The organism is Streptomyces sp. SUK 48 (assembly GCF_009650765.1).
Taxonomy (GTDB): domain Bacteria; phylum Actinomycetota; class Actinomycetes; order Streptomycetales; family Streptomycetaceae; genus Streptomyces.
In genome coordinates, this window is record NZ_CP045740.1 from 5,218,708 (window position 1) to 5,231,936 (window position 13,229).

11 protein-coding genes and 1 tRNA gene are annotated in these 13,229 nt (G+C 74.2%); 3 read left to right on the forward strand and 9 right to left on the reverse strand.

The window, feature by feature from the left end:
- Positions 1-13: 13 nt before the first annotated feature.
- Entirely contained in the window at positions 14-1,012 is a 999-nt protein-coding gene (locus GHR20_RS22920; protein ID WP_153814235.1) for a D-2-hydroxyacid dehydrogenase, read from the reverse strand.
- Between the two features lie 383 nt (positions 1,013-1,395).
- Here GHR20_RS22920 and GHR20_RS22925 point away from each other — a divergent pair, with 383 nt between their 5' ends.
- Together GHR20_RS22925 and GHR20_RS22930 are read left to right on the forward strand one after the other, a co-directional pair.
- On the forward strand, positions 1,396-2,127 hold the full coding sequence (locus GHR20_RS22925; protein WP_153814236.1) for a decarboxylase: 732 nt from the start codon (positions 1,396-1,398) through the stop codon (positions 2,125-2,127).
- Between the two features lie 124 nt (positions 2,128-2,251).
- Positions 2,252-3,382 carry an LLM class flavin-dependent oxidoreductase gene (locus tag GHR20_RS22930; protein ID WP_153814237.1) on the forward strand — a complete coding sequence of 377 codons (1,131 nt, stop codon included), beginning with the start codon at positions 2,252-2,254 and terminating at the stop codon, positions 3,380-3,382.
- Positions 3,383-3,418: 36 nt separating this feature from the next.
- On the opposite strand, the gene GHR20_RS22935 is transcribed toward GHR20_RS22930, so the two are convergent.
- On the reverse strand, positions 3,419-5,221 hold the full coding sequence (locus GHR20_RS22935) for an EAL domain-containing protein (protein WP_153814238.1): 1,803 nt from the start codon (positions 5,219-5,221) through the stop codon (positions 3,419-3,421).
- Positions 5,222-5,543: 322 nt separating this feature from the next.
- Between GHR20_RS22935 and GHR20_RS22940 the strand changes: the two genes are divergently transcribed.
- Entirely contained in the window at positions 5,544-6,803 is a 1,260-nt protein-coding gene (locus GHR20_RS22940) for a M6 family metalloprotease domain-containing protein (protein WP_153814239.1), read from the forward strand.
- A gap of 141 nt (positions 6,804-6,944) precedes the next feature.
- On the opposite strand, the gene GHR20_RS22945 is transcribed toward GHR20_RS22940, so the two are convergent.
- From GHR20_RS22945 to GHR20_RS22975, 7 genes are all read right to left on the reverse strand, one after another.
- A tRNA-Lys gene (locus GHR20_RS22945) sits at positions 6,945-7,018 on the reverse strand.
- Positions 7,009-7,551 (reverse strand): hypothetical protein, encoded by a 543-nt coding sequence (locus GHR20_RS22950; protein ID WP_111584455.1) that lies wholly within the window; start codon positions 7,549-7,551, stop codon positions 7,009-7,011. Before GHR20_RS22950 ends, GHR20_RS22945 begins: the two co-directional genes overlap by 10 nt.
- A 135-nt stretch (positions 7,552-7,686) precedes the next feature.
- Positions 7,687-8,055, reverse strand: a complete 369-nt coding sequence (locus GHR20_RS22955) for a hypothetical protein (RefSeq protein WP_153814240.1) — start codon at positions 8,053-8,055, stop codon at positions 7,687-7,689.
- A 204-nt stretch (positions 8,056-8,259) separates the two neighbouring features.
- Positions 8,260-9,597 carry an AAA family ATPase gene (locus tag GHR20_RS22960; protein WP_153814241.1) on the reverse strand — a complete coding sequence of 446 codons (1,338 nt, stop codon included), beginning with the start codon at positions 9,595-9,597 and terminating at the stop codon, positions 8,260-8,262.
- The gene (locus GHR20_RS22965; protein WP_153814242.1) at positions 9,594-11,183 is read right to left on the reverse strand and encodes a hypothetical protein; all 1,590 of its coding nucleotides are present in this window, start codon (positions 11,181-11,183) and stop codon (positions 9,594-9,596) included. Before GHR20_RS22965 ends, GHR20_RS22960 begins: the two co-directional genes overlap by 4 nt.
- Entirely contained in the window at positions 11,174-12,265 is a 1,092-nt protein-coding gene (locus GHR20_RS22970) for a hypothetical protein (protein WP_153816101.1), read from the reverse strand. Before GHR20_RS22970 ends, GHR20_RS22965 begins: the two co-directional genes overlap by 10 nt.
- Before the next feature lies 1 nt (position 12,266).
- Positions 12,267-13,199 (reverse strand): phosphatase PAP2 family protein, encoded by a 933-nt coding sequence (locus GHR20_RS22975; RefSeq protein ID WP_153814243.1) that lies wholly within the window; start codon positions 13,197-13,199, stop codon positions 12,267-12,269.
- Between the last annotated feature and the right edge of the window lie 30 nt (positions 13,200-13,229).

The following is a 13,229-nucleotide window of genomic DNA, read 5'->3' on the forward strand; positions in this document are numbered from 1 at the left end:
GCGTCCGGCCGGGTCAGTGGCCGGGAACGTACCCGCGTTTCATGTCGACCACGTTCACCAGGGGCCTGCCCGCCGCCCAGCGCTCGTACAACTCCACGAACTGCCGCCCGAGTTCGTCCCGCCAGCCCACCGTGTCCCCGCTCATGTGCGGGGAGACGATCAGACCGGGGAGGTCCCACAACGGGCTGCCGGGCGGCAGTGGTTCGGTGGCGAACACGTCCAGGGCGGCGCCCGCGATCCAGCGCCGGGACAGGGCGCGGGCGAGCGCGTCCTCGTCCACGAGATCGCCGCGCCCCACGTTGACGAAGAACGCCGACGGCTGCATCACGCCGAAGACATGCGCGCCGAACATGCGGTACGTCGCCTCCGTCAACGGCGCCGCCGCGATCACCCAGTCCGCCCGGGAGACCAGCCGGTCCAGGTCGGCCGGGCCGTACACCCCGGTCCGCGGCACCCGCCCGACCAGCGCCGTCGTCACACCGAGCGCCTTCAGCAGCCGTACGATCGCCCGCCCGATGGGCCCCGACCCGACCACGCAGGCACGGGTACCGGCCACCCGCCGGCTCTCCCGGTGCCGCCACACCCGCTCCCGCTGCTGCTCCAGGGTGCGCGGCAGATCCTTGGCCACGGCCAGCACCAGCGCCGCCACGTACTCGGCGATCGGCTGGTCGAAGATCCCGCGCGCGTTGGTCACCACCGTGCCGGACGCGGCCAGCTCCGGGCACAGCAGATGGTCCACGCCCGCGCTCGCGGTGTGCACCCAGCGGGGCCGGGGACCCGCGCCCGGCCATGCCGCGCGCACCGCGGTCGAGGTGAAGTCCCACACCAGCAGCGCGTCCGCGGCCGGCAGCCGCTCGGCCAGGTGCGCCGCGTCGGTGTGCACGATCCGGGCGCGCCCGGTCAGGGCGCCGAGCCGGGGCGGCGGCTCGGCGTCCAGCACGAGCAGGGTGGGCACGCTCCCCGTGCGGGACGGCTCCCGGCGTCCGGCGGGACGGCTCCCGACGTCCGACATGCGCGGCTCCCGGCGGTCCGTGGCGGGCGCGTCCGAGACGCCCCGGAGACGCTCCTCCGGCCGCCCGGGACACACGGATCGCCCACGCTCGCACCCGGATCGACCGCCGTCAACACGGACGGGTCCGCCATCGGCCGCCCGCCCCGGAGCGAGTACCAAAGACCTGCGGCGCGCTCTCCCCCCGCCCGGCGTACGGCACGGTGGACGCACGGTTCTCGGCCGGAGGGCGAGCCGCGGACCCCGCCGCTCTCGGCCGATCGGGTCACGGGGTGGGCGGGCCCGGGGAGGCTGGGTACCCGGGCCGCGGGGCCGTACCGGGCGCTGCCCCACGAGGCGGCGCGCGGGGGCCCCGTACTGCCCGACCGCACGCAGGAAGGCTGGACATGACCGCACTCGGACTCCTCTACCCGGGCCACTTCGCCGAGGACGACTATCCGCGCATCGAGCAGCTCCTGGGCAGCGACATCCGGGTGGACCTGGTCCACACCGAGCCCGGCGAGGACGCCCGCCGGGTGGAGACGCTGCGCGGGGCGGGTTCGGCCGAGCGGCTCGGCGCGGGCATGGAGCGGCTGCGGCTGGCCGGCGCCGAGACCGTGGTGTGGGCGAGCACCTCCGGCGGCTTCGTGCACGGCTGGCAGGGCGCCCAGGACCAGGTGCGCACCCTGGCCCGGCTGGCCGGGATGCCGGCCTCCTCGACGTCCTTCGGCTTTGTGCACGCGGCCCGTGAGCTGGGGGTGCGACGGGTCGCCGTCGGCGCCACCTACCCCGAGGAGGTCACCGCGCTGTTCGCGGAGTTCCTGCGGGCCGGGGGCCTGGAGGTGACCGGGACGCGCTCCGCGGGGACCGGCACGGCCGCCGAGGCCGCCCGCTGGGGCGAGGAGGAGGTGCTGGCGCTGGCCCGGGGCGCGGACGACGCGAGCGCGGAGGCGGTGCTGCTGCCGGACACCGCCCTGCACACGGCCGCCCACCTCGGCGTGCTGGAGAAGCACCTGGCCAAGCCGGTGCTCACCGCGAACCAGGTCACCGTGTGGGAGGGGCTGCGGCTCGCCGACCGCCGGGTGAACGCGCCGGAGCTGGGGGCGCTGTTCACCCGGGAGCCGATCGTCCAGGTCTGAGAGCCGGAACGGGGGCGCGGCGGGCGGGGGCGTGGCGGGCGGGGGAGCGCGCCGGAATATCCGGGGAGGGCCACCTGTTACGACACTCCGGCACAGCTCACGCCGGGAACAGGAGGCCCCTACCGTGTCGGCAGACGAGGCAGCTCAGGCACACGAGAACCGCGAGGCCGCGGACGGCATCCGGGGTACGGCGCGGGGCACCGCGCCCGTCCCGCTCTCCGTCCTGGACCTGGTGACCGTCGGCGCGGGCCGCACCGCCACCGACGCGCTGCGCACCAGCGTCGAGCTGTCCCGCCGTACGGAGGCCCGCGGCTTCCACCGGTACTGGGTGGCCGAACACCACTCCATGCCGGGCGTCGCCTCCTCCTCGCCGGCCGTGATCCTCGCGCATCTCGCCGCCCACACCGAGCGCATCCGGCTCGGCTCCGGCGGCGTCATGCTGCCCAACCACGCCCCGCTGGTGATCGCCGAGCAGTTCGGCACGCTGGAGGCGCTGGCACCGCGCCGGATCGACCTCGGCCTCGGCCGCGCCCCCGGCACCGACGGGGCCACGGCCGCCGCCCTGCGCCGCAGCGACACCCTGAACGAGGGCGCCGACGACTTCCCCGAGCAGCTCGCCGAGCTGATCCGCTTCCTGGACGACGACTTCCCCGACGGCCACCCCTACCGGCGCATCCACGCGATCCCCGGCCCGGTGCAGGGCAGCGCCCCGGGCGGGGTCCAGTCCGCGCACCGCCCGCCGGTCTGGCTGCTCGGCTCCTCCGGCTTCAGCGCCCAGCTGGCCGGAATGCTCGGCCTGCCGTTCGCCTTCGCGCACCACTTCTCGGCGCAGAACACCATCCCCGCGCTCGACCTCTACCGGCAGACCTTCCGCCCCTCCCCGGTGCTCGCCGAGCCGTACGCCCTCATCGGCGTCTCCGCCCTCGCCACCGACGAGGAGCGCGAGGCCCGCCGCCAGACCCGCGCCATGGCCCTCAACATGCTCCGGCTGCGCATGGGCCGCCCCGGCCTCTTCCCCGACCCCGCGGAGGCCGAGCAAACCGAACTCGGCGCCATGGAGGAGGAGTTCATCGCCTCCTGGTCCGCCAACGTGGTCCACGGCACCGCCGACGAGGTGCGCTCCGGCCTCGACGGCCTCCAGAAGCGCACCGGCGCCGACGAGCTGATGATCACCACGCACGCGCATCGCGGCGAGGTGCGGGTGCGCTCGTACGAACTCCTCGCCGACGCCTACGAGTTGCCGACGGCCGGGTAGCTCCCGCTGCGCCGCCGGCCCTCACGCCGCCGGCCCTCACGTGGTGGCGGTGTACGCCCGCGCCCCCAGCAGCTCGGAGATGCGATCCGGCGGGACCGGGCGGGAGTACAGCCAGCCCTGGCCGGTGTCGCAGCCGATGCGGCGCAGACGGGTGGCCTGGGCGGAGGTCTCCACGCACTCGGCGGTGACGGTGAGACCCAGCCGGTGGGCCAGCTGGATCATCGCCTCCACGATCACCTCGTCCGCGGGGTTGGGCGCGACCCCCTTGGGCGCCTCCTCGTACTGGAAGCCGCGGACGAAGGAGCCGTCCAGCTTCAGCGCCGAGACCGGGAGCCGGCTGAGGTAGGCGAGGTTGGAGTAGCCGGTCCCGAAGTCGTCGATGGCGATCCGCACCCCCATGTCGCTGAGAGCCTGCAACGCCTGGAGCGGGCGGCCCGCCGAGCCCATCACCGCGGACTCGGTCAGCTCCAACTGGAGCAGATGCGGGGCCAGTCCGGTGTCCGCCAGGGTCTCCGCGACATCGGCCACCAGGTCGGAGTCCCACACCTGGCGCACCGCCACGTTCACGCTGACGAAGATCGGCGGCTCGCCGGGATGGGCCAGCTGCCAGCGGCGGGCCTGCCGGCACGCGGTGACCAGCGCCCAGCGGCCGAGCTGCACGATCGAGCCGTCCTCCTCGGCCAGCCCGATGAACCGATTCGGCGTCAGCGTGCCGAACTGCGGATGGTGCCAGCGCACCAGCGCCTCCACCCCGGACAGCCGGCCGTCCTCCATGCCCACCAACGGCTGGTACTCCAGGGCGAATTCACCCCGCTCGATGGCGGGCCGCAGCGTGGAGGACAGCGCCTGCCGGGTCATCCGGTGCGCGTTGCGCTCGGGGTCGAACAGCGTCCAGCGGCCCTTGCCGTCGGCCTTCGCCCAGTAGAGCGTCGTGTCCGCCGCCTGCATCAGACCGGTCGCCGTGGTGCCCGCCGCGTGCCGCTCCACGACCCCGATGGAGGCCGTCAGCGACAGCCGCTGCCCGGCCAGGTCGAAGGGCTCCTGGAGCGCCTCCAGCGCCGACTCCGCGAGATCGGCGAGCTGTTCGGTGCCGGTGGAGTCCTCCACCAGCAGCGCGAACTCGTCCCCGCCGAGCCGGGCCACCAGCGGGGTCGCGGCGCGCGCGTACCCGGCCTCGTCGGCGACCCTGGTCAGCCGCTCGGCCGCGGCCGCCAGCAGCCGGTCCCCGACCCGGTGGCCGAGCGTGTCGTTGACCGCCTTGAACCCGTCGAGGTCCAGGTAGCACAGCCCGATCCGGCCGGTGCCGTTCTGCTCGTACGACTCCGCCTCCAGCGCGGCCGAGAGCCGCTCGAAGAACAGGGTGCGGTTGGGCAGCCGGGTCACCGGGTCGTGCATCTGCAAGTGCCGCAGCCGCGCCTGGAGTTCGCGCCGGGCGCTGATGTCGGCGGCGGACAGCAGCACGCCCTCCTCGCCGTCGGTCAGCGGGACCACGGTGAGCTGCACCCACACCGAGTTCCCCCCGTGCTGCTTCAGCCTGCGGGTGCAGCGCAGTCTGGCCTGCCGCCCGCACAGCACCTCCCGATAGGCGTGCCACGAACGGGCGTCGGCGGTCAGGTCCACCAGGTCGGCGGCGGACCGGCCGGTGAGAGTGTCGCAGTCGGTGCCGAGCAGCTCGCCGAAGGCCGGGTTCGCGCGCAGGACGTGTCCTTCGCGATCCACGACGGCCATGGCGAGCGGCGCCACACCGAAGACACGGTCGTAGGTGATGTGATCACTGTCTGTGACGGCTGACCGGTCGAGGTCTGCCGCGGGCGTCGGCCCTTCGGACGTTCCGCTCACCGCTCGCTCCCGCAGTGCACTCGATCTCTGTCCGTGCCGGAAAGTGTGCCGATCATAGAGGCTGGCCCCGGGCCCTTCCAGCCGTCGTCCAGTGTCCCGGACCGGACAGACTTTCTGACAGATCGTTTCTGCCCGCACCTGGACGGGTTATTGAGGTCGTCGACCAGTTGTGACGTTCCGTGAGTGAATCGGGGGTGTCGAGCGCCGTAGTGCGCCGGCGCCCAAATGGGGAGCGCTCACCCTTGTGGTGCAGACAAACAGGGCATCGAGTGGCGAAACGCAGCAATCTGGGTGCGGGTCTGTCCAATCGCGTCCGGAGGTCATGTCCGTGCCCCTGCTGCGCAGCACCGCCGCCGTGTGCACCACGCTGTCGGCGCTGGCCGCGACCTCGATCCTCACCGGCCCGTCGGTCGCCGAGCCCTTCTCCACCGCCCCGTGCGCCCTGCACCGCACCGAGGCCCACCACTCCGAGGGTGTCGACTCCTGGGACTCCGACTACACGCGCCCCACCCGGGCGCTGGACGCGGTGATGATCTTCCTGTCCTTCCCGGACGGCACTCCGCGCACCACTCCGGCCGAACTGACCGCCGATCACTTCCCGGAGACCAGCCGCTACTTCGAGCAGGCGTCCTACGGCAGATTCACCGTGCACCCGCATCCACTGACGCACTGGCTGCGTATGCCCCGTCCCTCGACGGCGTACGCCATGCGGCGGGACTGGCCCGCCGAGGACCGGGCCGCCTATCTGAACGACGCCTTCAAAGTGGCCGACAAAGCGGTGGACTTCTCCCGCTACCAGGTGGTGTACCTCGTCGCCGACCCGGACGCGCCCGGTGTGGACTCCGACGCCACCAAAGTCGTCAATCTCGATACGCCCCTCCATATGGACGGCACGGATGTGCGACGGGTCGTCACGGTGTTCGAGAAGCACCCGCCGGACCGGCTGGTTCTCGCCCATGAGAGCGGCCATGTCTTCGATCTGCCCGACCTGTACCACCGTCCGGCGGACGGCAAGGGTGACTGGGACACGTACGTCGGCGACTGGGACCTGATGGGCAGCCAGTTCGGGCTCTCGCCGGACCTGTTCGCCTGGCACAAGTGGCGGCTCGGGTGGCTGGAGCCGCGCCAGGTGCTGTGCGTACGCGGGGCGGGCCCGGTCCGGATCTCCCTGGAACCGCTCGCCGCGGGGCCCGGCGTCCCGGTGCCGGGTGCTGGCGGGGCGCCCGCCTTCGGGCTCGGCGACGGGGTGAAGCTGGCGGTGGTGCGCACCGGCCCCGACAGCGTCCTCGCCTTCGAGGCCCGCACCGCCGCCGGCAACGACCGCGGGACCTGCCGCGAGGGCATCCTCGTCTACCGGGTGCGCAGCGGCGCGGAGTCCGGCGGCGGCCCCATCGAGGTCGTCGACGCCCACCCGCACACCTCGGCCTGCCCCGACGACTCCGTCTACCCGCCCCTGGCCGACGCCCCGGTCGCCCTGGGCGAGAGCTTCACCGTGCCCGGGGAGGGCGTGAAGGTCGAGGTGGTGGACCGGACGGCTTCGGGGACGTGGACGGTGCGGATCACGCAGCGGCTCAGGGGCTGACCTGTCGGCCGACGTCCATGGGGCCGACCTGAGGGGGCGTGGGTGGCGAAGCCCCCACACCGCGCGGCGAAGCCGCGCAAAAACAGTGATGGCGAGTTCCGACCGCGCTTTTTGCGCTCAGAACTCGCCATCACCATCGCGTGCGCCGCCAGGGACTCGAACCCCGGACCCGCTGATTAAGAGTCAGCTGCTCTAACCAACTGAGCTAGCGGCGCCTGCTGACGTCGTAGACCTTAGCATCCTGATCCGGGGGAGGAAAAATCGATATCCGCACCGCCGCCCTGGCCGCCCGCACCGCGGCCCACAGCAGCACCTCCGGGCCCGGTAACCAGGGGTGACGCGCGTCCGGGGCGACCAGCCAGCGGGGGTCGGCCGAGGGGCCGCCGTCCGGCGCGGGGACGGTCACCGCGTCGCCCGTGCCGTGGCAGAGCAGGGGCGGTACGGCCGCCGCGCGGTGCGAGCCCCACTCCTCCCAGGCCAGCAGCGAGGGCAGCCGGTGGGCGGTGCCGGGGGCGCAGAACAGCAGCATCCGGCCACGGGACATCGCGACCGGGCCGGAGCCGGGGCCGTTGTCCCAGAGCCGGTCCAGCATCCGGCGCCCGAAGACGACCGGGGCGCTCACCACGTCGAAGACGGTGCCGCAGGGCAGGACGGCCGGGGCGGGCGCACGCCGCGGGTACGACCCGGCCGAGGCGAGCCAGGCGGCGCCGTCGGAGGTGACGCGGGTGACGTTCGGAGTACCGCTCATGCGGACCAGGTCTACCGGCAGTGAGCAACCGGTTCTGCTGAGTTGCGGAAAACCGGGACAGGGGGAGGGGGAGGGGAGTATCTTGCCCGCCTGGCATATGCCAGATGACGATCACGTCGGTTTATCGCACCGGGATCACACGGGGTCGGCGCTGGTACGGCCCTCACTGTTCCCGCGCAGCAGATCCCGGCCGAACTCGACCATCTTCTTGGCATAGTCCTCGGTCCACTCCGCGCGCTCGGCGATGTCGGCGGCGGTCAGCCGGTCGAACCGGCGCGGATCGGCGAGCTGGGCCGCGGCGATGGCCTGGAACTCCACGGCACGGTCGGCGGCCGCGCGGAACGCCTGGGTGAGTTCCGTCGCCCGGGACAGCAGCGCCCGGGGATCCTCGATGGACTCCAGCTGGAAGAAGTGCTCGGGATCGGCGGCCGCTTCCGCGGGCTCGAAGATCAGGGGCGCGGGGCGTAGCCGCGGTTCGTTCCGACGCGGCGTGGGCTCCGCCATGTCTTCATCTCCTCCTCGTACGGCTCTGATGACCGGCCCCGCGGGTCTGCCGGGCCACCGTCCATTGTCTCGCGGGCACGCAAGGGCGCCGCCGGGCTTTGGGGGGCCGCCGTGGTGTTCCGCGGGTGCGTCGTTATCGCTCGCGCGGTTCCCCGCGCCCCTGGGGATCGCCGTGCCGTCGGCTGTGAGGGACCCGAGCCTCGGTCACGGGCGCCAGCGCACCCTGTGTTCCGCCAGATGTGCCAGTACCGCGTGGTTCGCCTCCCAGCCGTCCGGGAACTTGACCAGCGTGCCCAGTTGGACCGGTTCGGTGGAGGGGTAGTCGTCCAGCAGGCCGCTCACGCCCTCGCGGCAGACCACGACGCAGGCGTGGCGGTGCCGGGAGGCGAGGACGCACAGGCGGCCGGTCTCCAGGTGGAAGGCGGTGGCGTCGGGTCGGCCGGAGAGCGGGTGCAGGACGACCGTGACGTCGTACTCGCGGCCCTGGAGCCGGTTCGCCGTGTCGACGGTCACCTCGAAGACGCCCAGGTCGGCCAGCGCGGAGCGCACCGCGGCCGCCTGGTCGCGATGGGCGGTGCCGACGGCGATCCGGGCGGCGGTCAGCGGGGCCGGGTCGGGTGAGCGCTCGGAGAGCGCCGCGCCGCCCCGGTCCAGCAGGCGGCGGACGACCGCGGCCACCGCGCGCACCGCCTCCGGGTCCGTGCGCGGGGTGTGCCGGGCGGGCAGCTCCAGCAGGCCCCAGCCGGTGGCGGCGGCCTCGTCGATCACCCGGTCGGGACCCGAGCCGTCGGAGGGCACCGCGAAGGAGAGCCGGCGGTCACCGGGCCCGGTGCCGCTGCGGAACGGGGTGTACGGGTAGAACGCGTCCGAGACCAGCGGCGCCGCGGACGCGGGCAGCCGCCAGGAGACCGGCAGCCGGTGCTGCGGCAGCCCGGGGTTGTGGGCGAGCAGCGTGCTGACGGCGGAGGCCGAGGGGTCGTACGACAGCCCCGCCCACTGCTCGCCGCCGACGATCGCGAACGGGTCCAGCTGGCCGGGATCGCCCACGAACAGCGCCCGCTCGAACAGACCGGCCACCGCGAGCAGCGAGTCCGAGCGCATCTGGTACGCCTCGTCCACGATCGCGTGCCGCCAGGGCTCGTCCACCTTCACATGCGCCCACTTCGCGGCCGTGGACAGCACCACCGGCAGCCCGGCGAGGTCGGCCGCCTTCGCGGACGTACGCACCTGGGGCAGCTCCTCCAGCGCCTTGTCGTACGCGTCCGCGTCGCTGCTGTGCAGCCGGCCCACCGGCAGCCCGGGGTTCTTCTCGGCGAGGCGCAGCACCAGGTCGTCCACCTGGGCGTTGGTCTGCGCCACCACCATCAACGGGCGCCCCGCGTCCGCGAGTTCCAGCGCCGCCCGCACCACCAGGGTCGACTTGCCCGCGCCGGGCGGCGAGTCGACCACCACGCCCCGCTCCGTGCCGTGCAGCGTGTCGTCGAGGATCGCGTCCGTGGCGCGGGCGGCGGCGGCCCCGGGGTCGACGTCGACGGTCGTCACAGCACATCCTCCTCGGTGACCGGATCGGCGGCCTCCGCCGCGGCCTCGCCGGGCGGCCCGCCGTGCGTCCACGGGGTCTCCTCCGGGTCGGGCAGCTTCGCCCCGCCGCGCTGCTCGTGCTCGAAGAGGGTGAAGCAGACCCGGTCGCCCTTCTCCGGCAGCGAACCCGGCTCCGGCTCCTTGCCGCGGCCCATCTTGTCGAGGATCCGCAGCACGAACGCGTCCTCGGCCGCCCGCTCCACGAACTCCGCCGACTGCGGCCGGCCGGCCAGCGAGCGGTACACCTTCGCGCGCTCCGCCAGATGCGGCCGGTCCTCGGTGCGGACCGTCACCAGCGGGCGCGGACTCGGCCGCTTGCCCTCGCTGTACGCCATGACGACCTCGGTCACCTCGCCCGCGAACGCCTCCCCGGCCAGCCGCCGCCCCGCCATCACCAGCGGATCGTCCAGCGCCTCCTGCGCCTCCAGACGGGCCTGCTCCCGCTCCCGGGTGGCCAGTTTGTTCGCCGCCGTCACCGCGTCGTCCCGGCGCGGCTGCGGGGGCTCCCCGGCCACCACCCGGTCCCGGTGCCCGGTGAAGGACCAGCGGTCCCGGATCCAGCGCTCCTCGGCATGCCCGCCCTCCGGCAGTGCCCGCAGCAGGTCCAGGCCCCGCCACACCGCGTCCCAGGTGGGCTGGGCCTGGCTCTCGACCAGGCCGCGGATCTCCCGCTCGGCCCGGGTGAGCGCGGCCAGCCGGTCATCGGCCTCCAGCGGGTCCTCGGCGGCGGCGAGGGCGGTGCGCGCCCGGTCGTACCGCTCGATCGCCGGGGCCAGCAGCTTGTTGTCGAACGCCGGGTCGGTGGCCGGTCCGGCCGGCGGGCACCGCAGCTGCCCGGCCGGGTCCCGGTCCAGCTCGGCCGCCCGCGCGGCCTCGGCGCCGCCGCTGCCCGCCGGCGGGTCGAGCCAGGCCAGCAGCGCGCCCAGATGCTGGTCCTCCAGGCCCGACTGGCCGCTCGCCCAGTGCCGGGAGAGGACATCGGTGAGGGCGAGCAGCAGCGCGGAGCCGGGGACCCGGGACCGCTCCCCGTAGTGGGTGAGCCAGCGCCCGAGCAGCGGCACCCGGGGCGGCGCGGGATAGGGCGCCTCGGGGTCCTGCTCGGCGGTCCGGCGGAACCGCATGGAGCGGCCGAGCAGCCGGACGAACGCCAGGCCCGCGCGGCTCGGCACGATCAGCTGGGGCGCGTCCGCGCACAGCTCCGTCTCGACCTTGACCCGCTTGCCGGTCTCCGGGTCGGTCTCGGTGCGCTCGGCGGCCTCCACCTCGGCGGCGTAGGAGTCGATGTACGGCAGGACCACGTCGGCCAGCTCGGCGAGGAACGTGAAGCGCAGATCGCGGTCCCGGGGCTGCGGTACGACCAGCAGCCGGGGCGCGTCCCGGTCGGTGCCGACCAGCGCGCCGAGCGGGGCGCCGGCCTCGCCCGCCGTGGTGAGCGGCACGAACACCAGCGGGCGGGCGGAGAGATGCCGGTGCCGCACGGTCGCGGTGGGCTGCGCCCGTCCGCTGCCGACGGCCTCCAGACGGGCGAGGGTGTCGATCAGCGACATACGGCCGCCACCTCCCGCGCCCGGGCCTCCTGGAGCGCCTCCGCGCGCAGGACCGCCGCCCGGCGCAGGGCCGCGACCGCCGGATCGTCCGGGTCGCCCAGCTCGCCGTGGGCCGCCGCGAGGACGTCCTCGACCGTGGTCAGACCGCCCAGTTCGGCACGGAGCGGGCGGCCGAGGCGGGTGACCGCGCCGGCCGCGCGGGCGCGCTCCCGGCAGTGGAAGGCCAGTTCGCAGGCGGACAGGCACTCGGGCGCGTACGTCGCCGGGACCGCCGCCACCGCGGCCGTCAGCTCCCCGGTGTCCTGGCCGGGCGCGAAACAGGTGCCCTCGGGCAGCTCCTCGGCGATCTCCTCGATCCGGGTGAGCCGGGCGAGCTGTCGCGCGGTGACCGCCCGCTGCTTGCGCACGTCCACGGCGGAGCCGGCCGGCAGGTTCGAGAAGTCCTTGGGGCACACCAGCAGCACCCGGTGGCGCACCCTGGGGGCGGGTTCGAGGCGGGCGGCGACGTCCTCCAGGGCGAGCACGTAGACCGCGGACTGCCGGGCGGCGGCGCCCACCTTGGCCGGGTCCGCCGAACCGTCCAGCATCGGGAAGGACTTGATCTCCACCACGGACCAGCTGCCGTCCGGGTGCACCACCACCGCGTCCGGCTCCAGGAACGCGAGCGAGCCCGCCACGTCCAGGGCGAGCATCGGGTGGTCCAGCAGCGTCCAGCCGCCCGCGCGGGTGGCCTCGCGCAGCGCGAGCGCCGTACGCGCCGTACGCCCCTCGGGGCCGTGGGCGGTCAGGTCGGGCACCGCGGCGGATTCCGGGGCCTCGGCGCCCGGGTCGAGCCGGGTGTGCGCGAGGCGCAGCAGCTCGGCGCCGCCGTCGGCCTTCACCTTCGCCTCGAACGCGTTGCCCCGGGTCAGCGCGAACTGCGACTGGCCGAAACCGGAGGGCACCCCGAGCGCGCTCGCCAGTGCGGCCTTGTCCACCCCGGCGCCGTCCAGGATCGCCCGTCTGCGGCACCCCGGGTTCGCGGCCAGCGCCGCGAGGGCACGCGCGTCCAGAGCCTTCGCGGGTACGTCGGCGCCGCGCAGCTCAGCGAGCCGGTGCCGGAGCTCCGTCGCCCGCGTCCGTGGGGGAGGGGTCGGGCTCGGCTCCGGCGCCGGGCCGCGACTCTCGCTGCCGTGGAATTCGCTCACCCGCGGAAGTCTTGCATCCGCCACCGACAATCGGGGAACCTTCGGCTCCGAAGCCCTTGAACAGGCGGGCCCGGACCAGGTCGACGGCCCGCAGCACACGCGGCGCGAGCAGGTGGCCGACGCCCATCACGGCGATGCCGGCGAGCGCGTCCAGCAGGTAGTGGTTGGCGGTGCCCATGACGACCAGGGCGGTGCCCAGCGGGTAGAGCACGGCCAGCACCTTGGTGAGCCGGGTGCCGCCGTGCCGCCACAGCATCACCCCGCACCACAGCGCCCAGCCGACGTGCAGGCTCGGCATCGCCGCGTACTGGTTGGTCATGCCGCCCAGGCCGCGCGGGGCGCTGGCGTCGCCGCCCCACCAGCCGTACGAGCTGTAGTGGGCCATGGTGTCCACGAAGCCCTCGTTCGCGGCGAGCAGCCGGGGCGGGCAGGTCGGCACCAGGGTGAAGCCGATCAGTCCGATGAACGTGGACGTCATCAGCCAGGCGCGGGCCCGCCGGTAGTACTCGGCGCGGTTGCGGAACAGCCAGATGAGAATCGCGGGCGTGACCAGGTAGTGCAGCGAGGCGTACCAGAAGTCCGCGGGTATCCCGAGCCAGGGCTCGCGGGTGAACAGGCGGTTGAGGGGGTGCTCGGCGTTCAGGTGGAGCAGCTTCTCGGCGCGCAGCAGCGCCAGGCCGTGGTCCACGGCGTCGTCGACGTCGCCGCGTACCAGGAGGCGGCCGGCCGAGTAGCAGCCGTAGACCAGCAGGAGCAGCGGCAGCTCGGTCCACCAGCGCAACCGGGTGCGGGGCGCCACCTCGGTGCCCGGTGTCTCGGTCTGCGCCATCCGATCGCCCTCCCCCTTCTGCGGTACGGC

What these genes read in the sequence shown, in the direction of transcription:
- GHR20_RS22920 (WP_153814235.1), bottom strand. Translation starts at nt 1,012, where the DNA reads ATGTCGGACGTCGGGAGCCGTCCCGCCGGACGCCGGGAGCCGTCCCGC.
- GHR20_RS22925 (WP_153814236.1), top strand. Translation starts at nt 1,396, where the DNA reads ATGACCGCACTCGGACTCCTCTACCCGGGCCACTTCGCCGAGGACGAC.
- GHR20_RS22940 (WP_153814239.1), top strand. Translation starts at nt 5,544, where the DNA reads ATGTCCGTGCCCCTGCTGCGCAGCACCGCCGCCGTGTGCACCACGCTG.
- GHR20_RS22950 (WP_111584455.1), bottom strand. Translation starts at nt 7,551, where the DNA reads ATGAGCGGTACTCCGAACGTCACCCGCGTCACCTCCGACGGCGCCGCC.
- GHR20_RS22955 (WP_153814240.1), bottom strand. Translation starts at nt 8,055, where the DNA reads ATGGCGGAGCCCACGCCGCGTCGGAACGAACCGCGGCTACGCCCCGCG.
- GHR20_RS22965 (WP_153814242.1), bottom strand. Translation starts at nt 11,183, where the DNA reads ATGTCGCTGATCGACACCCTCGCCCGTCTGGAGGCCGTCGGCAGCGGA.
- GHR20_RS22975 (WP_153814243.1), bottom strand. Translation starts at nt 13,199, where the DNA reads ATGGCGCAGACCGAGACACCGGGCACCGAGGTGGCGCCCCGCACCCGG.